This window comes from Arthrobacter sp. P1_D4, assembly GCF_056406115.1.
In genome coordinates this window covers 1-22703 of the sequence record NZ_JBFUAU010000009.1, presented here as the reverse complement: position 1 = coordinate 22703, position 22703 = coordinate 1, and the positions used below count along the sequence as shown (strand labels likewise).

The 22703-nt window shown below is 68.2% G+C and carries 20 protein-coding genes and 2 tRNA genes; 8 read left to right on the top strand and 14 right to left on the bottom strand.

Annotated elements, in window-relative coordinates:
* Window positions 1–111: 111 nt before the first annotated feature.
* From AC1D0A_RS10180 to AC1D0A_RS10165, 4 genes are all read right to left on the bottom strand, one after another.
* Window positions 112–185: transfer RNA gene (locus AC1D0A_RS10180), tRNA-Met, on the bottom strand.
* 62 nt (window positions 186–247) lie between these two features.
* Window positions 248–319 (bottom strand) — tRNA-Thr (locus AC1D0A_RS10175).
* A gap of 234 nt (window positions 320–553) precedes the next feature.
* Window positions 554–2692 carry a DEAD/DEAH box helicase gene (locus AC1D0A_RS10170; protein WP_476943768.1) on the bottom strand — a complete coding sequence of 713 codons (2139 nt, stop codon included), beginning with the start codon at window positions 2690–2692 and terminating at the stop codon, window positions 554–556.
* A 390-nt stretch (window positions 2693–3082) separates the two neighbouring features.
* Window positions 3083–3736, bottom strand: a complete 654-nt coding sequence (locus AC1D0A_RS10165; RefSeq protein WP_243181126.1) for an MOSC domain-containing protein — start codon at window positions 3734–3736, stop codon at window positions 3083–3085.
* 187 nt (window positions 3737–3923) lie between these two features.
* Between AC1D0A_RS10165 and AC1D0A_RS10160 the strand changes: the two genes are divergently transcribed.
* From AC1D0A_RS10160 to AC1D0A_RS10140, 5 genes are all read left to right on the top strand, one after another.
* Window positions 3924–4520, top strand: coding sequence for a Tat pathway signal protein (locus AC1D0A_RS10160; RefSeq protein ID WP_476945727.1), 597 nt, complete (start codon window positions 3924–3926; stop codon window positions 4518–4520).
* A gap of 2 nt (window positions 4521–4522) precedes the next feature.
* The gene (locus tag AC1D0A_RS10155; protein WP_476945726.1) at window positions 4523–5734 is read left to right on the top strand and encodes a glutathionylspermidine synthase family protein; all 1212 of its coding nucleotides are present in this window, start codon (window positions 4523–4525) and stop codon (window positions 5732–5734) included.
* A complete protein-coding gene (locus AC1D0A_RS10150) occupies window positions 5731–7269 on the top strand; it encodes an APC family permease (RefSeq protein WP_476945725.1) in 1539 nt (512 codons plus the stop codon). The genes AC1D0A_RS10155 and AC1D0A_RS10150 overlap by 4 nt, the downstream gene beginning before the upstream one ends.
* A gap of 9 nt (window positions 7270–7278) precedes the next feature.
* Window positions 7279–8487: an acyl-CoA dehydrogenase family protein gene (locus AC1D0A_RS10145; protein ID WP_243181130.1), complete on the top strand. Its 1209-nt coding sequence runs from the start codon at window positions 7279–7281 to the stop codon at window positions 8485–8487.
* 292 nt (window positions 8488–8779) lie between these two features.
* Entirely contained in the window at window positions 8780–9262 is a 483-nt protein-coding gene (locus tag AC1D0A_RS10140) for a hypothetical protein (protein WP_476945724.1), read from the top strand.
* 90 nt (window positions 9263–9352) lie between these two features.
* On the opposite strand, the gene AC1D0A_RS10135 is transcribed toward AC1D0A_RS10140, so the two are convergent.
* The 6 genes from AC1D0A_RS10135 to AC1D0A_RS10110 form a co-directional block, all read right to left on the bottom strand.
* Entirely contained in the window at window positions 9353–10114 is a 762-nt protein-coding gene (locus AC1D0A_RS10135) for an SDR family oxidoreductase (protein WP_243181132.1), read from the bottom strand.
* 67 nt (window positions 10115–10181) lie between these two features.
* Window positions 10182–11540 carry a glycosyltransferase 87 family protein gene (locus AC1D0A_RS10130; RefSeq protein ID WP_476943762.1) on the bottom strand — a complete coding sequence of 453 codons (1359 nt, stop codon included), beginning with the start codon at window positions 11538–11540 and terminating at the stop codon, window positions 10182–10184.
* A 108-nt stretch (window positions 11541–11648) separates the two neighbouring features.
* Window positions 11649–13010, bottom strand: a complete 1362-nt coding sequence (locus AC1D0A_RS10125) for an MFS transporter (protein ID WP_243181134.1) — start codon at window positions 13008–13010, stop codon at window positions 11649–11651.
* Window positions 13007–13528: a winged helix-turn-helix transcriptional regulator gene (locus tag AC1D0A_RS10120; RefSeq protein WP_476945723.1), complete on the bottom strand. Its 522-nt coding sequence runs from the start codon at window positions 13526–13528 to the stop codon at window positions 13007–13009. The genes AC1D0A_RS10125 and AC1D0A_RS10120 overlap by 4 nt, the downstream gene beginning before the upstream one ends.
* Window positions 13529–13623: 95 nt before the next feature.
* Window positions 13624–14832: a cystathionine gamma-synthase gene (locus AC1D0A_RS10115; RefSeq protein ID WP_028276985.1), complete on the bottom strand. Its 1209-nt coding sequence runs from the start codon at window positions 14830–14832 to the stop codon at window positions 13624–13626.
* Window positions 14833–14849: 17 nt separating this feature from the next.
* Window positions 14850–16235 (bottom strand): cystathionine beta-synthase, encoded by a 1386-nt coding sequence (locus AC1D0A_RS10110; protein ID WP_243181137.1) that lies wholly within the window; start codon window positions 16233–16235, stop codon window positions 14850–14852.
* 92 nt (window positions 16236–16327) lie between these two features.
* Here AC1D0A_RS10110 and AC1D0A_RS10105 point away from each other — a divergent pair, with 92 nt between their 5' ends.
* The gene (locus AC1D0A_RS10105) at window positions 16328–17521 is read left to right on the top strand and encodes an ArsB/NhaD family transporter (protein ID WP_243181138.1); all 1194 of its coding nucleotides are present in this window, start codon (window positions 16328–16330) and stop codon (window positions 17519–17521) included.
* A gap of 34 nt (window positions 17522–17555) precedes the next feature.
* Here AC1D0A_RS10105 and AC1D0A_RS10100 read toward each other — a convergent pair whose 3' ends face one another.
* A complete protein-coding gene (locus AC1D0A_RS10100; RefSeq protein ID WP_243181139.1) occupies window positions 17556–17984 on the bottom strand; it encodes a VOC family protein in 429 nt (142 codons plus the stop codon).
* 165 nt (window positions 17985–18149) lie between these two features.
* On the opposite strand from AC1D0A_RS10100, the gene AC1D0A_RS10095 reads away from it, so the two are divergent.
* The gene (locus AC1D0A_RS10095) at window positions 18150–19130 is read left to right on the top strand and encodes a DNA-3-methyladenine glycosylase family protein (protein ID WP_243181140.1); all 981 of its coding nucleotides are present in this window, start codon (window positions 18150–18152) and stop codon (window positions 19128–19130) included.
* Window positions 19131–19152: 22 nt separating this feature from the next.
* Here AC1D0A_RS10095 and AC1D0A_RS10090 read toward each other — a convergent pair whose 3' ends face one another.
* Window positions 19153–20841, bottom strand: a complete 1689-nt coding sequence (locus AC1D0A_RS10090; RefSeq protein WP_476943761.1) for an AMP-binding protein — start codon at window positions 20839–20841, stop codon at window positions 19153–19155.
* A 111-nt stretch (window positions 20842–20952) separates the two neighbouring features.
* On the opposite strand from AC1D0A_RS10090, the gene AC1D0A_RS10085 reads away from it, so the two are divergent.
* The gene (locus AC1D0A_RS10085) at window positions 20953–21231 is read left to right on the top strand and encodes a putative quinol monooxygenase (RefSeq protein WP_243181142.1); all 279 of its coding nucleotides are present in this window, start codon (window positions 20953–20955) and stop codon (window positions 21229–21231) included.
* 107 nt (window positions 21232–21338) lie between these two features.
* On the opposite strand, the gene trxA is transcribed toward AC1D0A_RS10085, so the two are convergent.
* Window positions 21339–21752, bottom strand: coding sequence for a thioredoxin (gene trxA, locus AC1D0A_RS10080; protein ID WP_018773584.1), 414 nt, complete (start codon window positions 21750–21752; stop codon window positions 21339–21341).
* Window positions 21753–21830: 78 nt separating this feature from the next.
* Window positions 21831–22376, bottom strand: a complete 546-nt coding sequence (locus AC1D0A_RS10075; RefSeq protein WP_028276979.1) for an acyl-CoA thioesterase — start codon at window positions 22374–22376, stop codon at window positions 21831–21833.
* Window positions 22377–22703 lie beyond the last annotated feature (327 nt).

Below are 22703 nucleotides of genomic sequence, written 5' to 3'. Positions count from 1 at the left end.
TCGGAGAAAAGGATGGATTTTGGGGGAACGGGAAGGATCAGGCCCTGATCGTCTCTAAGCGAGAAAACAGAAAGACCCCCGGAATCTCAATGATTCCGGGGGTCTTGTCTGTAGCGGTGGGGAGGCTCGATCTCCCGACCTCACGATTATGAGTCGTGCGCTCTAACCAACTGAGCTACACCGCCGTAAATGAGGAAAACCTGCGCTAAGCCGGTCAAAAACCGCCTTGACACAGGCCCTCATTCAGAGCCCCCCACCGGAATCGATCCGGTGACCTCGTTCTTACCAAGAACGCGCTCTACCACTGAGCTAGGGGGGCAACGAGTAAATACTCTACCGGAAGATTCGCCCACCAACAAATCGGCGGCCGTACGTCGCCGGACCGGCCGGAAACAGCGGAAATCCGGGCTCCCGGGGCGGTCCTGGGGGCCCGAATCGGCTCCCGGGACCAATCGGCGGCCGCCGCTGTGACGAAGCGAACACGGGGCCGGAAGCTTAAACAAGAACGGACCGGCTCACAGGGAGCCGGCCCGTTCTCAGAGGGTGCTAGTGGTTACCACTTGTTGCGGGGCTTGAAGCCGCCTTCGGTGCGGGGTTTGCGGGTGTCCGCGCCGAAGGTGCGCTGCTCGGAACGCTCGCTGAACGAGCGGCCGCCACGGTCAGCGGAGGACCGCTCGCCGTCGCCCTTGCGGAATTCGCGCTTGAAGCCGCCGTTGCCCTTGAAGTTGCCGCTGCCGCCGGAGTAGCCGCCACGGTCTCCGCCGCGGTCGCCGCCACGGTTGCCCTGGTAGGAACCGCGGTCCCCGGCCGGCTTACGGCCGTTGTCGAGCTCCAGGTGGATCAGCTCGCCGCCGATCCGGGTGCGGGACAGCGCCTTGAGCTGATCGGCGCTCAGGTCCGCCGGGAGCTCCACGAGGGAGTGGTCCGAGCGGATGTCGATGCCGCCGATCTGGGCCGAGGAGATGCCGCCTTCGTTGGCAATGGCGCCAACGATGGAACCCGGCATGACGCGCTGGCGGCGTCCGACGGCGATCCGGTAGGTGGCGTTGCCCTCGGTCAGGGTGCGGGTCGGGCCGCGGGAGCCGAAGCCGTCCTTGGAGCGCTCGCGCTTCTGGAACTCGGGCGCTGCCGGCAGTTCCTTGACCAGCAGCGGCTGTCCGCCCTGGGCCATGACGGCCAGTGCGGCGGCGATTTCCGAGGCCGGCACGTTGTGCTCTTCCTCGTAGGAGGAGATCAGGTCGCGGAACGCTGCAACGTCCTCGGACGCGAGGGTCTCCGTGATGCGCTCGGCGAACTTGCCCAGGCGCAGCGTGTTGACGGTCTCGGCCGTGGGCAGGTGCATCTGCTCCACCGGCTGGCGGGTTGCCTTCTCGATGGAACGCAGCAGGTACTTCTCGCGCGGGGTCATGAACAGGATCGCGTCGCCGGAACGGCCTGCACGGCCGGTGCGGCCGATGCGGTGGACGTAGGACTCGGTGTCGTGCGGGATGTCGTAGTTGACCACATGGCTGACACGCTCGACGTCCAGGCCGCGGGCGGCGACGTCGGTGGCGACCAGGATGTCGATCTTGCCGTCGCGCAGGGCCTCGACCGTGCGCTCACGCTGCTGCTGCGGGATGTCGCCGTTGATGGCGGCAGCCTGGAAGCCGCGCGAGCGCAGCTTGTCGGCGAGGTCCTCGGTAGCCATCTTGGTGCGGACGAAGGCGATGACGCCCTCGAACTCTTCGACCTCGAGGATGCGGGTCAGCGCATCGAGCTTGTGCGGGCCCATGACCTGCAGGTAGCGCTGGCGGGTGTTGGCGCCCGTGGTGGTCTTGGACTTGACCTGCACCTCGGCCGGGTTGTTCAGGTACTGCTTGGAGAGCCGGCGGATCTGGCTCGGCATCGTGGCGGAGAACAGCGCAACCTGGCGGCCCGCGGGGGTCTGCTGGAAGATCTGCTCAACGTCTTCGGCGAAGCCCATGCGGAGCATCTCGTCGGCCTCATCCAGCACGAGGTACTGGAGTTCGGACAGGTCCAGGGAACCCTTGGCGATGTGGTCGATGACGCGGCCGGGGGTACCGACAACAACCTGGGCGCCGCGGCGCAGGCCGGCGAGCTGGGGGCCGTAGGCGGAGCCGCCGTACACCGGCAGGACGGTGAAGTCGTCGATGTGCTTGGCGTAGGAGGTGAAGGCCTCGGCAACCTGGAGCGCGAGCTCACGGGTGGGGGCCAGCACCAGGGCCTGGGTCTTGCGGGACGGGCCGTTGAGGTCGTGGAGCTCGGCCAGGCGGGACAGTGCCGGTACTGCGAATGCTGCAGTCTTACCGGTACCCGTCTGGGCCAGGCCCACGACGTCGCGGCCTTCGAGCAGCAGCGGGATGGTTGCTGCCTGGATCGGGGACGGCTTCTCGTAGCCGACGTCCTGCAGAGCGGCCAGGACACGGCCATCGATGCCGAGGTCTACGAACTTGACGCCTTCTTCTTCGGCGTCCTCGTCCTTGGCCGGGGCGGAAGTGGCCTCGGTCTTGGTCTCTGCCTGCGGGGCAGCTTCGGCAGCTTCGGCGGCCGGTGCTACAACGTTTGCAGGAGCCTCGGTGAATTCCGGGGCGGAGCCGGCTGCGGGGGCAGCCGTTTCAGAAGTCTCGACGTCGGCCTGGGTGTTCTCGGTGGCGAGTTCGGTGTCGACGGAGTTGTTCTGATTTTCGGGCATAGGTGAAATTTCCTCATCCATAGGGGCCAAGCGGCACAACCCGAGGTGAGCGGAGCCGCAGTACGCGTGACACGAATTGCCGGGCGTACGGTTGACCGGCGGGTCACATAGAAGTCCGGCGCTTTCGCAATCCCGTGGCAGGACTTCCCGCTGCATCTCTTGGCTGCTATCCCAGCAGTCTGTACAGCGTTTTCTTTTGCCGGCTCTCCCTATGAAAATGCCCGCATCACATTTGCGGGCCCCAACACTTGCCAGTCCTGCCTCAAGAATTGGGCAGGAATAAGGGATTTCCGGAGTGGGGGATATTTCAAGTGTAGGGCATGGAGCGGAACAGTGGTAATTGAGGGGCCGACGGCGGCTGGTGAGCTTGCGCACACCGGCTCCCCACGCCTAGACCCCGAGACGGCGCTGCAGCTGTTCGAACCTCTGGTGGTACTCGGGCTGCAGGCGGATCTGGCCGTCGGCGTCGGCGTCGCGCAGGGCCTCCATGTCCTCCAGGGTGGGATCGGTGAACCACTTGGCGATTGTCACGCCGTGGGCAGGGACAAAGAGCCGGTGGATGTGGTCTCCGGCCTCGATGCTGCCGGTCCGGACCACGCGGAGGTAGGTGCCCACCCTGCCGGCCTCGGTGAACCGCTGGACCCAGTGCGGCTCGCCCATCCGCCGCTGGAAGGTGGCGCAGGGGATGCGCGGGGAGGTGACTTCCACCTCGACGTCCAGTCCGACCTTCCACCGTTCGCCGATCACGGCGTTGGAGGCGTTGAGGCCCGTGATCCGCAGGTTTTCGCCGAAGATGCCCGCTGGCATGTCCCGGTCGAGTTCGCCGGCCCAGTAGTCGGCGTCGCCCTGCGAGTACGCGTAGAGTGCCTGGTCCTCGCCGCCGTGGTGGATCCTGCTCGCCTGGATATCACCGCGCAGGCCAAGTTTGTGGACTTTCACCGGTCCGTCCACGGGGCGCTTGTCGATCGCGGTGACCCCGACGCTGCCGGGATCATCGAGCAGCTGGTGAACCCTGCAGACAGCAAGCACGGATGCGGTTTCCATGGCACCAGTGTAGGCCTGCGGCGTGCCCGCGGCCCCGGACTCAGCGCCGGCACGCTTCCCACGCGCCCGCCGCAGACACGTCACGCCCTTTCCATCGCCCGGGATCCGGAGGCCGGTTAGGCTGGCGTCGGGAAAAGCACGCAAGCCTTCCGCGGGATACCCTGCGGCCAGACGTGAGGGGACAGATTTGGGCCGAAACGACGAGCACCCGGACAGTCCACGGCAGGACCGGAAGCAGCCTCCGTGGCAGATTCCACAGCCGGAGCTCCGGCCCGAGCTGCAGAACCAGCCCGGCCAGCCCGCGCCGCCGGGACTTCCGGCTGACGCGACTGCCCCCGCCGTGGTTGACCCCTTCGCTCTGGAACGCGAGCGCGGCCTGGCGGCCGCGGCGGCGCGGAAGAAGCGTTCGCAGCGCCGTACCGTCGTCGTCGGGCTGGGCGTCACGGCGCTCCTGGCCGGCACGATCACCGCCATGGTGGCCAGCAACGAGGACGAGGCCGACTACGCCCAGGTGTGCTTCAACGACGACACCGGCGAGCGAGTCGATGATGCCCAGTGCAACAACAGCAGCACGGACGGCCGCAGCTCCGGCATCTACGCCTGGTACTTCTACTCCCGCGGCGCCAGCGTGCCCGGGTTGGGCCAGAACCGGTCGGGCTACCCCAGCTACAGCAGGACAGTTCCCACCGGGGCCAAGGCGTCCACGGGGTACAGCGCCAAGGGCGGCACGGTCAGCAGGGGCGGCTTCGGCGGCAGCGCCAAGGGCGGAAGCACGGGAGGCTAGGGATGAAACGACTGGGATCCGCGCCGCGGCCGGACTGGAAACAGCGGATTGAAGCACAAGGCCTCGTCTTCTCCACCACGGCCCTGCCCGACGGCACGAACGTCGAGTACTGGCACGAAGGCGCCTACGACGAATTCACCATGGACGAAGTGGAGACCCTCGAAAAGGCCGCCGAGGACATGCACCGCATGTGCCTCGAGGCCGCGAAGTTCCTCGCCACCGGGGCCATGGGCAACATCGGGATCGGGCCGCAGGCCATGGAACTGGCGGCTGCATCGCTGCAGGCCGGCGATGTGGACGTCTACGGCCGCTTCGACTTCGTCTACGACGGCCGGGGCGGCCCGGCCAAGATGCTGGAGTACAACGCGGACACCCCTACCGGACTCATTGAGGCCGCCGTCGCCCAGTGGTTCTGGCTGCAGGACGTCCTTCCCGAAAAGGACCAGTGGAACGGCATCCATGAAGCGCTCATCCGACAGTGGAAGAGGCTGCAGTACCGCACCGGCATGAGCACCCTCCACGTCGCCCACTCCGAGGCGGAAGAATCCGGCGAGGACTGGATGACGGCGGCCTACATGCGGGACGTCGCGAGCCAGGCCGGCTGGACCACCATCGGCATCAACATGTCCGACATCGGATGGGATCCGGACCTCAACCGCTTCGTGGACCTCGACAACTTCATGATCAGCACCATGTTCAAGCTCTACCCCTGGGAACTGATGATGAAGGAGCCGTTCGGGCAGCGGCTGCTGCAGCGCGCCCACAATCCGCGCTGGGTGGAGCCGGCCTGGAAGATGCTCCTGTCCAACAAGGCCCTGCTCGCGGCGCTCTGGCACCTCTACCCGGACCACCCCAACCTGCTTCCGGCTTATCTTGACGGTCCCGGGCCGCTCACGGAGTGGGTGGCCAAGCCGCTGCACGGCCGGGAAGGGGACAACATCAGGATCCACGCCGCCGGCATCGATCTCGAACAACCCGGCGACTATGGCCGGGAAGGCTGGTGTTACCAGCAGTTCCATGCCCTTCCCGATTTCGACGGCAACCGCCCCGTGCTCGGCCTCTGGGTGGTCGACGGCGAATCGGTCGGCTGCGGCATCCGCGAGTCGGACGGGCCCATCACCGACTACTTCTGCCGCTTCGTGCCCAACACGATTGACGCGCCCGCCCCGGCCTCGAACCAGGCCCACTCCAGCAAGGCAGGTATTGCCCTATGAGCACCGGAACCACGACGACGACGACGGCCGGCGGCCCCGGGGGTCCCGCGGCAGTTCCGGCCAAGGGACTGCGCGCCGGGATCCTGGATCTCGGAGACTCCGTCATGTTGGGGCTGGCCTCCACCGCGCCGGTCTATTCGCTTGCGGCGACCCTGGGACTGATCGTGGCGGTGAACGGCAACTACACCCCGTTGATCCTGCTGCTGGGCTTCGTGCCCGTGCTCTTCATCGCATTCGCTTTCCGTGAGCTCAACAGCGCCATGCCGGACTGCGGGACCACCTTCATCTGGGCCCGCCGGGCGTTCGGTCCCTGGGCCGGCTGGCTGGGCGGGTGGGGCGTGGCCCTGGCCGGCGTCGTGGTCCTGGCCAACCTCGCCCAGGTCGCCGGGCAGTACCTGTGGCTGCTGATCGGCGACGGTTCGCTGGCCGGGAACAGCCTCGTGGTCACCGCCACCGGTGTGCTGTTCATCGTGTTCATGACCTTCGTGAACTACCGCGGCATCCGCCTCGGGGAACATGTCCAGCGGGTCCTGACCTACGTGCAGTACCTCTCGCTGGGCATCTTCGCGATGGCAATCATCTTCCGGATCGCGGGCGCGGTGCCCGGCGCGGCCCCTGGCCAAGCCTTCGACCTTGAGTGGTTCAACCCCGCCGGTGCGTTCGCCGATCCCGGCGCGGTGGTGCATGGAGCCCTGCTGGCCCTGTTCATCTACTGGGGCTGGGACACCTGCCTCGCGGTGAACGAGGAGACCGAAAACCCTGCCACCACGCCCGGCCGAGGCGCCGTCATTTCCGCGCTTGTCCTTGTGGCGATCTACGTCTCTGTGGCCCTGCTGGTGATGATGTATGCCACGGTGGGCACGGAAGGGATTGGGCTGGGCAACGAGGCCAACCAGAACGATGTCTTCCTGGCCATGAAGGACGTGGTGCTGGGCCCCTGGGGCTGGCTGATCGTCGTCGCCGTCCTGGCCTCGGTGCTGTCCTCGACCCAGACCACCATTCTTCCCACGGCCCGCGGCACCTTGTCCATGGGCGTGCACGGAGCCGTGCCGCGCAGGTTCGGCGAGGTCCACCCGCGCAACCAGACGCCGGGGTATTCCACCCAGGTCATGGGTGCCGCGGCCGTCGCCTATTACGTCCTGATGAGTTTCCTGAGCGAGAACCTGCTCGCCGACTCCATCAGTTCGATCAGTTTGTTCATCGCGTTCTACTACGCCCTGACCGGCTTCGCGTGCGTCTGGTACTTCCGTGCGACCCTGCGCAGCTCGGCGCGGAACTTCTGGTTCCGCGGCGTCATGCCCCTGCTCGGCGCCCTTATGCTGACTGCGGCATTCTTCGTCTCGGCGGTACAGATGTGGGATCCGGACTACGGCGATACGCAGATCTTCGGCGTCGGCGGGGCCTTCATCAGCGGCGTGCTGCTCCTGGGGCTGGGCGTGGCGCTGGCCGCCGTCTGCCGTTTCGCGCCGTCCACGCGGGGCTACTTCCTGCAGCACCACCCCGCCGCCGGCGCGCCCCTGCAGGTGCGGCCGTAGGATGCTGGCATGAGCAACGAAGCTGGCATGAACTATGAGGCCAACCTTTCCGACGTCTCCGATGTCCTGGCCATCGATTCCCTGCTGAGCGCGGAGGAGCGCACCGTGCGCGAGCGCGTCCGCGATTTCACGAACCAGCGGATCCGGCCGGGCATCGCCGGCTGGTACGAGGACGCCGTGTTCCCCCTCGAGCTCGCCCCGGAACTTGGCGAGCTCGGCGTGCTCGGCATGCACCTGGAGGGCTACGGCTGCCCCGGCCGCTCCGCCGTCGAATATGGCCTCGCGGCGATGGAACTCGAGGCCGGCGACTCGGGCGTCCGCACGTTCGTCTCCGTGCAGGGCTCCCTCGCCATGACGGCCATCCACAAGTGGGGCTCCGAGGACCAAAAGCAGGAGTGGCTTCCCCGGATGGCCGCCGGCGAACTGATCGGCGCGTTTGCCCTGACCGAGCCCACGGCCGGCTCGGACCCTGCCTCGATGAAGACTTTCGCCCGCCGCGACGGCTCCGGCGACGACGCGGGCTGGATCCTGGACGGCGCGAAACGCTGGATCGGGCTCGCCTCCGTGGCAGGCGTGCTGGTGGTGTGGGCCATGACCGACGACGGCGTGCGCGGCTTCCTCGTCCCTGCCGGCACCGCGGGCGTCACCGCGACGCCGATCGGGCAGAAGCTCTCGATGCGCGCCTCCATCCAGTGCGACATCACGTTCGACGCCGTCCGGCTGGGCCCGGAGGCGCTGCTGCCCGCGGCGCGCGGGCTGAGGGGTCCCTTCTCCTGCCTCAACGAGGCCAGGTACGGGATCGCGTGGGGAGCTATGGGCGCCGCGCGGGATTCCTATGAGGCCGCGCTGGCCTACTCGCAGGAGCGGCTGCAGTTCGGCAAGCCGCTGGCCGGGTACCAGCTGACGCAGGAGAAGCTGGTGAACATGGTCCTGGAGATCCAGAAGGGCACGCTCCTGGCCCTGCACCTGGGCCGGCTCAAGGACGCCGGCAGGCTGCGTCCGGAGCAGATCTCGCTCGGCAAGCTGAACAACGTGCGGGAGGCGCTCAGCATTGCCCGGGAGGCGCGCACGATTCTGGGCGGCAACGGCATCACGCTGGACCATTCCCCGCTGCGGCACGCCGCCAACTTGGAATCCGTCCGGACCTACGAGGGCACGGACGAGGTCCACACCCTGATCCTGGGCCAGCACATCACGGGTCTCCCCGCGTTCCGCTGAGAGCCGCGGGGTATGTCGCGGCAGTGCTTCCGTGTCCGCTCCTCACGCGATACGGATGAGGCCAGTGATGCAAGTGGTGACTGCTGGGTTTTCGGGTAGCCAACACTCGTGTTCTCCCGGGGGCGCATTCGTACAGTGGTGCCATCGCCACCGGAGCAGAGGTAGCCAAATAGCCCACGGCACTTCTTCTCTGGCCGGTCGAACCGATGTCGTCCCGCCCGTCCCGGACACAGGAGCTGAGCACCCTGCGCGCCCGACGGGCGGAACGGGCTGCCAAGTAAAGGGGGACATCATGAGTCTCAACGCAAAGCCAGCCGCGTGGACACTTCGTTTCTTTCCGGCACGTCACGCCACTGCCGGCGCGGGCGGCGACGGCCAGGACAGTTCCGCTTCCGACCAGGCACCCCACCGGCACCGGGCCCGCATCAGCGCGGCACTCGTCCTGGACCGCGACCGGCTTCAGGAGAGCATGGGGACGGTCCAGTCGTGGAAGTTCCATGACTTCGTCAGCACCTTCCAGCTCATGCTTCCCCACCGGGTCGAAAAGATTCACCAGGCCCTGGCCGGCGGGGACTGGGAGGGCGCGCGCCTGGCCGCCCAAAGCCTGTCCTGGTCCGCGTCCAAGGCCGGTGCGTGCCGGCTCGAACTCATCGCCGACCTCATCGATGCCGACCTCCAGTCCGGACGCAAGACCCGGGCACGGGAGACGGCCTGCCTCCTCCAAGGCGCCGCCACCGAACTGGCAACAGCCCTCGCCCTGCTGACCGACGGCTGAGCGCCGGCTGACCGGGTCCGGCCACCACCGGACGCTGCCCAAAGATCACACACGCTCCATGAATCAGAGTGTCACCGGGGTCCCGGCGGCTCAGGCGGAGAATCCGCCGTCGGCCTTGACCAGCTGCCCGGACATCCAGCGGCCCTCGGGCGAGAGCAGGAACGCGACGGTGCCGGCCACGTCCGCCGGTGTGCCCAGCCTGCCGCCGGGGTGCCGGCGGGCCAGTTCGTCACGGAGCGGCTCATCCATCCAGCCGGTATCCACCGGCCCCGGGTTCAGTACGTTGGCGCTGATCCCGAGCGGGCCGAGTTCGCGGGCGGCGGCGATCACGATCCGGTCCAGGGCGCCCTTTGATGCCCCGTAGGGCAGGTTGAAAGCGGTATGGTCGCTGGTCAGGGCCACAATGGCCCCGCCGTCGGGACCGGCCTGCCGGGCGAAAGCGGCAATCAACTGCCAGCTGGCCCGGGTGTTGACCGCAAAGTGCCTCTCGAAGCTCTCCAGGGACGTGTCCAGGATGGAGGAGTCCACGGATTCTGCGTGGCTGAGCACCAGGCCCTGCAGGGTTCCGGCCTCCGCCGCGGCGGCGGACATCAGCCGGTCCACGGCGTCCGGGTCCTGGAAATCCGCCGGCAGCGCCACAACGGCAGCGCCGATCGCCTGGAGCTCGGCGGTGAGGCGTTCGACGTCGTCCGGCTGGACTCCCCACGGCATCCGGGCGTCGTAGTCCTGCCAGTACGTCAGCACGAGGTCCCAGCCGTCCGCAGCGAGGCGGCGTGAGATGCCTGCGGCGATTCCGGCGAGCCGGCCGACACCGGTGACAAGGGCCGTCTTTCGTCCGTCGGGTGAGCTCATGCCGAACAGCCTAGCGGGGGCGGCCGCCGCGGCGCCTAATGAGTGCGCGGCCTGCTACGAGCGGTGCCTACAAGGAGGCTGAGGCAGTGGAGACGGCGGCCCGGACGTCCCGCTCGGCAACCGGCTCGGGGGCAAGGTCCGGCTCCGGCCCCAGCGGATCCCGCCGCAGGGCAACGAGCCAGCACACCAGCAGGGCCAGGGCGCAGAAGACGCCGGCGCTGGAGGCCATGATCCAGACTCCGGGCGTCTGGATGTCGAGGTTTTCGGCGCCGAGGGCCGTACCGATGGTCTTGGGGGAGAACAGGAATACGAGGATCGACAGGCCCAGCACGCCGCCCATGGTCCAGCGCATCCCGACGTACCGGCGCGGAGCTTCCCGCAGGGTCCAGGCGAAAGCCGGAAAGACCGCCGCGACCCACACCCAGTGGTGGGACCACGAGACCGGGCTGATCAGCAGCATGGTGAGCGCGGTCGCCGATACGGCCACGACGCGGGCACCCTGATCGCTGGCGGCCTTGATCACTGCGGCGCCCACGGCCACAACCGCCAGGCTCAGCAGCAGCCACGGCATGGTGACGTGCGCTTCCGGGACCCCGAAGTGGAGCAGGGCGCCCTTAATGGACAGGTTGTCCACATAGCCTGCTCCCCCCATCCGGGAGGTGTCGGGCAGCATCTGGAGCCAGAACTGCAGGGATTCGGCGGGCCGGAGCAGCCAGCCGGCCGCCACGGTGGCGGTGAAGCCGGCGGCCATGTTGCCCAGTCCGCGCCAGTCCTTGCGGACCAGAAAGTAGAGCCCGAACACCAGGGGCGTCAGCTTGATGCCGGCGGCGACGCCCACCAGGAAGCCGCTGCCGGGGAAACCGCGGGCCCAGCGCCGGTTGCGGGCCAACAGGTCCACGGCGATCAGGCCCATCAGCAGGGCGTTGATTTGGCCGAACACCAGGGTCTCGCGCCAGGGACCCAGGTTCAGCACCGCCAGGACCAGGACGGCGGCGGCCCAGCCGTTGCCGGGTGCCCGGAAGGTGTCGCGCCAGGAGGTTTTCGCGTTCCAGTACCGGACCGTTCGGACCGCGGCCAGGATCGCCACCCCGGCGCCGGCGGCGTTGAACAGGGTCAGCGCCGCCGCCAGGGGCAGCCGGGCCAAGAGGCCGAAGACGATGGCGGCGAACGGCGGGTAGGTAAACATCAGCGCCGGTCCGCCGGCCCAGTCCACGTTGCCCGCATACAGGGCTGAGGGTGCCGCGCCGGCGTCGTTGAGGATTTTGCCGCCGTACCAGTAGACGCTGAAGTCCAGGCCGTGCTTGCCCCAGACTCCGAGCGAGATCCAGATGAAGTAGGCCACCGCGGCGATGGCCGGGATGACGGAGAGCCGGAACAGGTGCGGGACGGGTGAATACCGCGCCGGGCTGCGGTCTGAAACGGGCACTGACATGTACTCCCCCATCGGGCTGCTGATGTAGGCGCTGGCCGTTTGGTCGGTTCCGTCCAGGGCGGCGCAAACGCGCCCTCGCTGTCGGGTCAGTCTACAGAACAGCTACGCCGGGACCGGGACGGACTCCGGCTTCCGGGCGTCCCTGCGGATGGTGGCGCTGATGACGGCGGCGATGGTGCACATGGCAGCGGCGGCGAACCAGGCGTAGGTGTACTGGCCGGTGGCGTCCCGGACCGCCCCGGCTGCCAGGGCCGCGGCGGCCGCGCCGAGCTGGTGGGCCGCGAACACCCAGCCGAACACGACGCTCCCGTCGGCACCGAACACCTGGCGGCAGATCGCGGCGGTCGGCGGCACCGTGGCGACCCAGTCCAGGCCGTAGATGACCACGAACACGATCATGCTGGGCTGGACGGTGGCGCTGAGCAGCAGCGGCAGGACCAGCAGCCCGATCCCGCGGAACTGGTAATACACGGCGAGCAGGATCCGGGGGTTGAAGCGGTCCGTGAGCCACCCGGAGGCGATGGTGCCGATGATGTCGAAGAGGCCGACGACGGCGAGCAGGCCCGCCGCGGTGGTTTCGGGCATGCCGTGGTCGTGGGCGGAGGGGATGAAGTGGGTGCCGATCAGCCCGTTGGTGGTCGCGCCGCAGATCGCGAAGCCGGCCACCAGGGCCCAGAAGGTACGCACTTTGCTGGCCCGTTTGAGGACCTCCAGGGCACGGACGGCGGCGTTCCGGCGGGACTCCTGCACTTCCTGCCCGGCGGCCGGTCCTGTCGGTTCGGGTCCGCTGGATTCCGTGCCGGCGTTCGGGCCGGGGGCCGGCGGCGTCGCCCCGTAGGGCAGCACGCCGACGTCGGCCGGTGAGTTCTTCAGGAACATCAGCACGAGCGGCACCACGGCCAGCGCGCCGGCACCGATCAGGAGCGAGGCCTGCCGCCAGCCCGGATCCTGGGCAAGGGCGGCGATGAAGGGCAGGAACACGAGCTGTCCGGCGGCGCTGCCGGCAGTGAGGATGCCGATGACCAGGCCGCGGCTCTTGGCGAACCAGGTGTTGGCGATGGTCGCGGCGAAGACCAGCGCCATGGACCCGGTGCCGAGCCCGATCAGCAGCCCCCACGTCAGCAGGATCTGCCAGGACTGGGTCACGAGGACCGTCAGTGCACTCCCGGCGCCGATCAGCACCAGGGCCACGGCCGTGACTGCGCGGATGCCGAAGCGTTCCATGAGCGCTGCCGCGAACGGCGCCGTGAGCCCGAAAAGCACGAGGTTGATGCTGACCGCGGCGGAGAGCACGGTGGTGGACCAGCCGAACTCGTTCTGCAGCGGCACCATCAGCACACCCGGGGCCGCCCGGAACCCGGCCGCGCCGACCAGCGCGAGGAAAGCCACAGCGGCGACGGTCCACGCCGGGTGGATGCGGCGGCGGACCGGCGCCGGGGTCACGGTGGTTTCGGGGGCATTCATGCGGCGGTTCCGTTCTGGACAGGGGTGCCGGTGCTGGCCGAGGCCAGCGGCACGGGGTGCGCGGTGCGGGAGAGGCTGTGCCAGCTCGTGTTGGCGGCCGTCAGCGGTTCCCCGCAGGCCGTGCACGTGTCAGCCGAGGAGGTCCGCTCCCCGCAGCCGCTGTGGATGACGAACATGTGTGCCTGCCCGGACGGCGCCGGGAGATGCTTTTCGGCCCAGATCACGACGGCGTTGAGCACCGGGAGGGCGTCTTCGCCCATGGCGGTGAGGACGTATTCCTGGCGGGTGCGGCCGCCGTCGTCGTAGGGCCTCCGAGCCAGGAGCCCGGCGGCGACAAGCCCGGCGAGCCGCTTGGTGAGCACGGAATCGGCCGCTCCCAGCCGCTGTTTCATGGCATCGAAGCGGCCGTTGCCGAAGAACACCTCGCGCAGGACGAGCACGCTCCAGGGATCGCCCAGGATGTCGAGGCCGCGGGCCATGCTGCAGGTCCGTTGGGACCAGTCGGATCTAAGTGCCATGCGGCCACCCTAGCTGACTCTCTTAGAGAAAGCTAGGGTGGTCCGACGGAATGGCGCGGGCGCCGGGGTCGGCTGCAGGTGCAGCTACGGTGCGGCTAGCTGCCGGCGGCCAGGGAGGAAATCGCGGCGTCGAGGTCGGCGATCAGGTCCTCCACGTCCTCGATGCCGCACGAGAGCCGGATCAGGTTGACCGGGACCGCCAGTTCCGTGCCCTTGACCGAGGCGTGCGTCATTTCGGACGGGTAGTTCATGAGCGATTCGATCCCGCCCAGGGACTCCGCCAGGGTGAACACGGAGGTCGATTCGGCCACCTTGCGGGCCGCGGCCTCGCCGCCCTTGAACTGCACGGAGATCATGCCGCCGAACTTCTTCATCTGCTTTTTGGCCAGCTCGTGGCCGGGGTGGGTGGGCAGGCCCGGGTAGAGCACGGCCTCCACTTCGGGGCGCTCCAGCAGCCATTCGGCCACGGCCTGGGCGTTGTCGCTGTGCCGGTCCATGCGCACCCCGAGGGTCTTGAGCCCGCGGGTGGTGAGGAAGGCGTCCATCGGCCCGGACACGGCGCCGACGGCGAACTGGACGAAGCCGATCTTCTCGGCGAGGTCCGGGTCGTTGACCACGATCGCGCCGCCGACGACGTCGGAGTGCCCGCCGATGTACTTGGTGGTGGAATGCACCACCACATCGGCGCCGAGGGCCAGCGGGGTCTGCAGGTACGGGGAGGCGAAGGTGTTGTCCACCACGAGGAGCGCGCCGGCGTCGTGCGCCACCTTGGCGAGCGCCTCGATGTCGGTGATTTTCATCATCGGGTTCGACGGCGTCTCCACCCACACCAGGCGGGTCTTGCCGCCACCGTCGGCCGTGCCGCCGGCTGCGACGGCGGCAGCGACGGCGTCGAGGTCGGACATGTCCACCGGGGTGTTGCCGATGCCCCACTCCCCCAGGACCCGGCTGATCAGCCGGTACGTGCCGCCGTAGGCGTCGTTGCCGAGCACAATGTGGTCACCGGGGCGGGTGAGGGCGCGGATCATCGAGTCCTCGGCGGCCAGGCCGGAGCCAAAGGAGAAAGCGGCGCTCCCGCCTTCCAGGGCCGCCAGCTGCTCCTGCAGCGAGTCACGGGTCGGGTTGGTGCCCCGGCCGTATTCGTAACCGGCCCGCAGCCCGCCGATGCCGTCCTGTGCATAGGTCGAGGAGAAGTGCACGGGGGGCACCACCGCCCCGGTGCGGGGCTCAAACGCCTGGCCGGCGTGGATGGCGCGGGTGTTGAAACCCTGGTTATTCGAGGACGGGTTTTCAGGCACAGACATGGGACTCCTTGAACTGGTCAGTTGCTGAGGTACGCGAGGAGGTCGTGGCGGGTCAGGATTCCCACCGGGGCGCCGACAAACGTCACCATGAGGGTGTCGGCGTCGGAGAGGAGTTCGCGGGCGGTCGAGATCGATTCGAGCGAGCCGATCACGGGAAGCCGGGCCTCCATGTGTTCGGAGATTTTGTCCGAGAGCTTGGCCTCGCCGCGGAAGAGCTTGGCCGTGAGGGTGCGTTCATCCACGGCGCCCAGCACCTCGCCCATGACGACGGGCGGTTCCTGGGACAGTACGGGGATGTGCGAGACGCCGTACTCGTTCATGATGTTGATGACGTCGCGGACGGACTCGTTCGGGTGGATGTGGACGAGGTCCGGGAGTTCACCGGTCTTGGCCTTGAGGATCTCGCCTACCGACGCCTCGTCCCCGCCGGCCAGGAAGCCGTAGGAGCGCATCCACTGGTCGTTGAAGATCTTGGCCAGGTAGCCGCGGCCGGAGTCCGGCAGGATGACCACGACGACGGCGTCGGCCGGGAGGTCCTTGGCGACTTCCATGGCGGCCACGACGGCCATGCCCGAGGAGCCGCCCACCAGCAGGCCTTCCTCGCGCGCCAGCCGGCGCGTCATCGCGAAGGAGTCGGCGTCGCTGACGGCAATGACGTCGTCCGGGACCGACTTGTCGTAGTTGGCCGGCCACATGTCCTCCCCGACGCCCTCGACAAAGTACGGGCGTCCCGTGCCGCCGGAGTACACCGAGCCGGCGGGATCCGCGCCGATGATCTTCACGACGCCGCCCTCGGCCCCGGGGCGCCCGGCGGAGACTTCCTTGAGGTACCGGCCGGTGCCGGTGATCGTGCCGCCGGTCCCGGCGCCGATCACGCAGTGGGTGATGCGTCCGTCGGTGTCGTGCCAGATCTCAGGGCCCGTGGTCTCATAGTGGCTGGCCGGGGCGGCGGGGTTGGAGAACTGGTCCGGCTTGTAGGCGCCGGGGATTTCGGTGACGAGCCGGTCGGAGACGCCGTAGTAGCTTTGCGGGCTGTCCGGCGGGACGGCGGTGGGCGTGACCACCACTTCCGCGCCGTAGGCCTGGAGCACGGCCCGCTTGTCCTCGCCGACCTTGTCCGGCACGACGAAGATGCAGCGGTAGCCCTTCTGCTGCGCCACGAGCGCCAAACCGACGCCGGTGTTGCCCGAGGTGGGCTCCACGATCGTGCCGCCGGGCAGGAGCTGGCCCGTTCGTTCGGCCTCCTCGATCATCTTGACCGCAATGCGGTCCTTGATCGAACCGCCGGGGTTCAGGTATTCGAGCTTCACCAGGACCGTGGCTGCGATGCCATCGGTCACGTGGTTGAGTTTGACGAGCGGCGTATGGCCAATGAGGTCCAGGACGGACGGGGCGTACTTCATAGGTACAAAGTTACCGTCTCCGGCGCGGCGGGCACGTCGGCGCGGCCACGGCGCTGCCACGGCACTGCCACTGCTCTGAAAGGTGCGAGGATATGGCGGTGAAGAGGATCGCCCGGCTGAAGAAGTTCAGGAGCTACGCGCTGCCCGCGGGCATGCTGCTGGCCGGGTGCGCGGCGCTGGCGTCCGGACTGCTGCCGGTCCCCGCCTTCCAGGCGCTGGCAGCACGCACCGTGCCGATACTGGCGTTTGTGGTGGCGATGTCCCTCGTCACCGAGCTGGTGGATGAGGCCGGGCTCTTCCGCGTCGTCACGGAGCGGCTGGCCGCCCTGGGCCGCGGCCGGGTCCTCTTGCTGTGGTTCCTCGCCATCGCCCTCGCCACCGTTTCCACGGTGTTCCTGTCCCTGGATACGACGGCGGTGCTGGTGACTCCCGTCGTCGTGCTGCTGGCCATTCACGCCCGCATTCCGCCGCTCCCGTTCGCGCTGACCACCGTGTGGCTGGCGAATACGGCCTCGCTGCTGCTGCCGGTCTCCAACCTGACCAACCTGCTCGCGCAGGAGCGGCTCAACCTCAGCCCCGCCGCGTTCGCTTCGCTCGTGTGGGCCCCGGCCCTGGTGGGCATCCTCGTGCCGCTGGTGCTCCTGTGGCTGGCGTTCCGGAAGGACCTGCGCGGCACGTACGGCCCCCAGCCCGTCCATAAGGTCCGGGACCGGGTCCTGCTCTACTCGGCGTCGGGGGTCATGCTGGTCCTCCTCCCGGCGCTTGTCTCCGGGGTTCCGGTGCAGATCCCGGCACTCGCGGCGGCTGCGGCGCTGCTCCTGCTCTTCCTCTGGCGGCGGCGCTCCGTCCTGCGCTGGTCCATGATTCCCTGGCGCCCGCTGATGCTCACGTCCGGACTGTTCATGGTGGTGGAGACCATGCACGCCAACGGGCTCACCCAGTTCCTGACCGGGATCGCCGGCACGGGCGAGGGCCTACCGTCGCTCCTGCAGCTCGCCGGCCTGGGCGCCGGGGCAGCCAACGCGGTCAACAACCTCCCCGCCTATCTTGCCCTGGAACCGGTGGGCGGCTCCCCGGCCCGGCTGGCGGCCCTGCTGATCGGCGTGAACCTGGGGCCTCTGGTGACCCCCTGGGCGTCCCTGGCCACGCTGCTGTGGCACGAGCGGCTCCGCTCCCTGAACGTGGAGATCCGCTGGGGAGGCTTCGCCCTCGCCGGCGTGGCCGCCGTCGTCCTCACCGTCCCGTTGGCGGTCGTGGCGCTGTGGCTCACCACCGGGATGCAGTGAGGTGGATGCACTGCGGGCCGGCGTGCCCGGCGCGTCAGGCGCCGATGTCATTCCCGGCGTTCGCTGCCCCGGCGCCGCCCTCACGCGGGGCGTTCTGCCAGAGGCCGACCACATTGCCCTCAGTGTCCCGGAAGTAGGCGGCCCAGCCCATGGTGCCGATTGCCTCGCGCGGTAAGACGGTGCTGCCGCCCAGGGCATTGATCTTCGCCAACGCCGCGTCGATGTCATCGACATCCACAGTGACCACCGGGGATGTGAGGTCGCCTTCGCGGCGGAACATGCCGCCGTTGATGGAGCCCGGTACGGAGGGCATGCCGTTGGCATCCGTCGGCGTCGTCTTGATCATGGTGTAGCTCATCTCCGGCACCTGGCTTACCTCCCAGCCGAACGCCGAACTGTAGAACTCCCGTGCGCGGCCCTCGTCTTCTGCGGGGATTTCGAAATGAACCACTCCACCAGCCATCACACTCTCCTAAGAACAAGGATTCGGTGCCAAGAAGCGGGCGCGGACACACCACGCCACTAGCCGGATTTTAGCCCCGGCAGCGCGGGAGGTTAAGGGCCGTACGGCCCCTGCACCGTTGCCGCGGATGACGCTGCTGTCAGCGGGCCGTGGGAACATGTTCGAATGAGCCTCGCAGACGCCCCCGCAGGCATTGCCGCCGCGGCGGACGCCTCATTGCGGTGGCACCCGGGCGGCCCGTTCGACTTGATGCAAACCATCGGCACGCTGCTGCGCGGCCACGGCGACCCGTCCATCCGCACCGCCCCGGACGGGATCTGGTTCGCGTTCACGACGCCCCGCGGTCCGGCCACGCTGCGCCTGGCAACGGCCGGGACGCGGGCTGACCCTGCCGTGGACGCGCAGGCCTGGGGTCCCGGAGCGGGGGACGCCGTCGATTCCGTCCCGCGCATGCTCGGGAGCGACGACGACTGGTCCGGCTTCGACGAGCCCGCATTCCACGCCACCCTCCCGCGCATGGTGGTTGAAGCCCGACGCCGGAACCTCGCGATCCGGCTGCCTGCAACCGGCAGGATGATCGATTCACTCGTGCCGACCATCCTGGAGCAGAAGGTCACCGTTATCGAGGCCCGCCGCGGATACCGCTACCTGATGTACCGCTTCGGGACGGCGGCGCCGGGCGCCGGCACCGTCGCGCCCGCCAATCTGCTGGTCCAGCCGACGGCCGCGCAGTGGCTGCACATCCCGTCCTGGGAATGGCACAAGGCCGGCGTGGGCCCGCAGCGGTCGGGAACCGTCATGCGGGCGCTGCGTTCGGCCGCCGCGCTGGAACGGCTCGCCGCCCTCCCCGCCGCGGAGGCGGCGGCCAAGCTGCAGACCCTGCCCGGAATCGGGGTCTGGACGGCGGCGGAGGTGGTGCAGCGCACGCACGGCTGCCCGGATTCAATCTCGGTCGGCGACTACCACCTTGCGGCCTACGTGGGCGCCGCCCTGACCGGCCGCCGGACAGACGACGCCGGCATGCTCAGGCTGCTGGCTCCATGGGCGGGGCACCGGCAGCGGGTGGTCCGGATGATCGGGCTCAGCGGCTTCCGGAAACCGACATTTGGCCCGCGCATGACCATCCAGGACCACCGCGACCACTGACCTCAGGAGCAACGCGTTGCTGTCAGCCGCCGGTCTGGAGGCCCAGCCGGGCCGCGGCCTCCTGGCGCATGTCAACCTTGCGGATCTTGCCGGAGACGGTCATCGGGAAGCTCTCCCGGACATCCACGTAGCGCGGGATCTTGTAATGTGCCAGCTTGCCGCGGCAGAACTCGGCCAGGCTGGCGGCGTCCATCGGCGCGGCCCCCGGCTTCAAAATGACGCAGGCCATCAGTTCCTCGCCGTACTTCGTGTCCGGGACACCGATCACCTGCACGTCCTGGATGTCCGGGTGGGTGTAGAGGAATTCCTCGATTTCGCGCGGATAGACGTTCTCGCCGCCGCGGATCACCATGTCCTTGATCCGGCCCTCGATCACGATGTACCCGTCCGCGTCCATCCGGGCGAGGTCCCCGGTGTGCATCCAGGCGTCGGCGTCGATCGCCTCGGCGGTCTTGTCAGGCTGGTTCCAGTACCCGCGCATCACCGCGTAGCCGCGCGTGCAGAGTTCGCCGATCCCGCCGCGCTCCAGCACCTCTCCCGTGACCGGGTCCACGATCCGGCTCTCCAGGTTCGGCATGGTCCGGCCCACGGTCTCGGTGCGCTGGGCCATGGTGTCCACGCTCCGGGTCATCGTGGACACCGGCGAGGTCTCCGTCATGCCGTAGCAAATGGCGACGTCTTTCATGTTCATTTCCGTGATGACCCGGTTCATCACCTCGATGGGACACAGCGAGCCGGCCATGACGCCCGTGCGCAGTGTGGAGAGGTCGTAGGAGGCGAAGTCCGGCAAGGCGAGCTCGGCGATGAACATGGTCGGCACGCCGTACAGCGAGGTTCCGCCGAAGTCCTGCACAGCTTCCAGCGCCCCGGCCGGCGAGAACGACCGGCCGGGGATGATGGTGGCGGCCCCGTGGCTGAGCGCCGCGAGGTTCCCGATCACCATGCCGAAGCAGTGATAGAAGGGCACCGGGATCACCACGCGGTCGTGTTCCGTGTAGCCCAGCTGCTCGCCGATCGAAAAGCCGTTGTTAAGGATGTTGTGGTGCGTCAGCGTGGCGCCCTTCGGGAACCCCGTGGTGCCGGAGGTGTACTGCAGATTGACGGGATCCTGCGCGTCCAGTGCCGCCATGCGCGCTTTCAGCTCGGAGTGTCCGACGTCGTCGGCCCGCTTGAGCAGCTCGGCATAGGTGCGCTCCGCCTCAGTGCCGGGTTCGCCGGCGGTCAGCCCGTCCAGGCCGGCGTCCGGGAGGAAGACCAGCTCGCGCAGGCCCGGGCACGCCGCCAGCGCCTGCCGCGCCATCGCTGTGTAGTCGCTGTTCCGGTCCGACGGCGCGCTGACCAGCATGCGCATGCCGTTCTGGGTGACCACAAACTCGAGCTCATGGCTGCGGTAGGCGGGGTTGACGTTGACCAGGATCGCCCCGACCTTCGCGGTGGCGTACTGCAGGATGGTCCACTCGGCGCAGTTGGGGCTCCAGATGCCGATCCGCTCGCCCTTCGCGACGCCCAGGGCGAGGAGCGCACGTGCCAGCCGGTCGACGTCGTCGTTCAACTTGGTGTAACTCCACCGCCGGGCCTCTTCGCCGGGTACCGCGGCCGCCTCGATCAGGGCATCGTGGTACGGGAACCGCGCCGCGATCCGTTCGAAGTTCGCACCAATGGTTTCCTCGAGCAGCGGGACGTCAGTGTCCCCGGCTGTGTAAGCAAGCATGGTGTGACGCTACCAACAGTGCGGAGGCAAAAGAAGAGCAAAGCTTGGAAGTCCTATGAAATCTTGGGTCATGTTCCGGCGCCTGCCCGGCAGCCCGGTAGGGTGATTGCCATGAGTGCACCCGTTGACCTTCAGGCCATTTTCATCCCCAACGACGGCGAATTCTTCCGCGTGAAGCTCGCCCTGGACATCGCGATCGACGAGGTGGTCAACGAGCCCGGCTGCATCCGCTACGAGCTCACCGAGGCCAGCGAGGACAAGCTCGTCCTGACCGAACGGTGGGCCAGCCAGGCGGACCTGGACAAGCACTCCAAGGGCACGGCCGTCCAGGACCTCAACGAATCCCTCAGCGCGCTGCTGGCCGAGCCGGTCAAGCTCGAAAGGCTCTAACCCACGCTTCCAACCACTACGCGGGGCCACTCCGCGCCCATCCCTGAGGGATTTATGGGCGCGGAGTGACCCCGCGTTGGTTAAGCCTGGGATTAAGCCGTGGAGGTTCAGGCCTCCGGGATCTGGGTGCCGTCCTGCTTGGCCGCAGCCGCGGCGGCCTCGGCCTGGGACCGGGCCACGTGGGCGTGGACTTCTTCCATGTCCAGGGCCTTGACGGCGTCGACCACCTGCTCGAGCTGCTGCGCGTTCAGTGCGCCAGGCTGCGAGAACACCAGGACCTTTTCGCGGAAGGCCATCAGCGTGGGAATCGACGTGATGCCGGCCTCGGCGGCGAGCTGCTGCTCGGCTTCGGTGTCGACCTTGGAGAAGACGACATCCGGGTGCTTCTCTGAGATCGCCGAGTACGTGGGGCCGAACTGCTTGCACGGGCCGCACCATTCGGCCCAGAAATCGACGAGGACAATGTCGTTATCCTCGACTGTCGATGCGAACTGTTCACCTGTGATGTCTACGGTAGCCATGAGTCAACGGTACGGGAGCGGGCGCGGATTGTCCCCGGCATTTCGCTGTTGGCACATCCGGGCGGGGCTGTAGGCAGGTCACGCCCAGGCGTGCGGGGCCGGACGCCTGGCGCCGGGCAGGGCGTTGGTTTCGCGCCATTCGTGGATCCACCCGGGCAGCTCCAGATCCGCCGGCGGGGCGCCGAACTCGCGGATGATCTCCTCCTGGCTGACGGGCTTGCCCTTGCTCAGAAGCCGGGTGGCGATATAGGCCCGCGCGTACACTTCGCCGTCCACCACCATCCGCTGCTCGAAGTAGATGGCTTTCGAGTCCAGGCCGATGATCCGGGATTCGATCGTGTACTGCTGCCAGAGCTGCAGCGAACGGCGGAACGCGATGGTCTCCCCCGCCGCGACCGGGGTCCAGCCCCGGCGGCGCATCTTCTTCCAGGTGCCGCTGCGGGCCATGAGATCGAAGCGCCCGAGGTCCATGAGTGAGAAGTACATGCCGTTGTTGACGTGGAGGGCGATGTCGATGTCCGTGGGCAGGACCCGCAGCGGCAGCGAGGAGTTGTCCCAGATGCTCAGCGGTGAGCGGCGTGAGGACGTGAACAGCAGCAGGAGAGTCCGGAACAGGAGATGCATGAGTCATATGTTACCCGCGGGTAACAAGTGTGCCAAGGGGTGGGTGCCGGAACCTAGCTGGCTATAGGTCGTGTCAAGTGCATGCTCCGGGCATGACAGTGCGCGCCGCATGTTTGGCCGGGCGTTCTGACGTGTCTGTGGGGTGGCGGTTTGGTTGGCTGGYCCGGCGTGATTCCAAGGGCGCCCACGCTGACTTATTCGACCTCGGCGGTTGCCGGGTCATCTGGCGTCGTTCGGGCTGCCCAAGGGCGAAGGGCCGGGCGCCAAGCTAGGTGCGGCGTAACGCGGGAAGCGTCCGCCATAGCTGTATCGGCCATAGCTGTATCG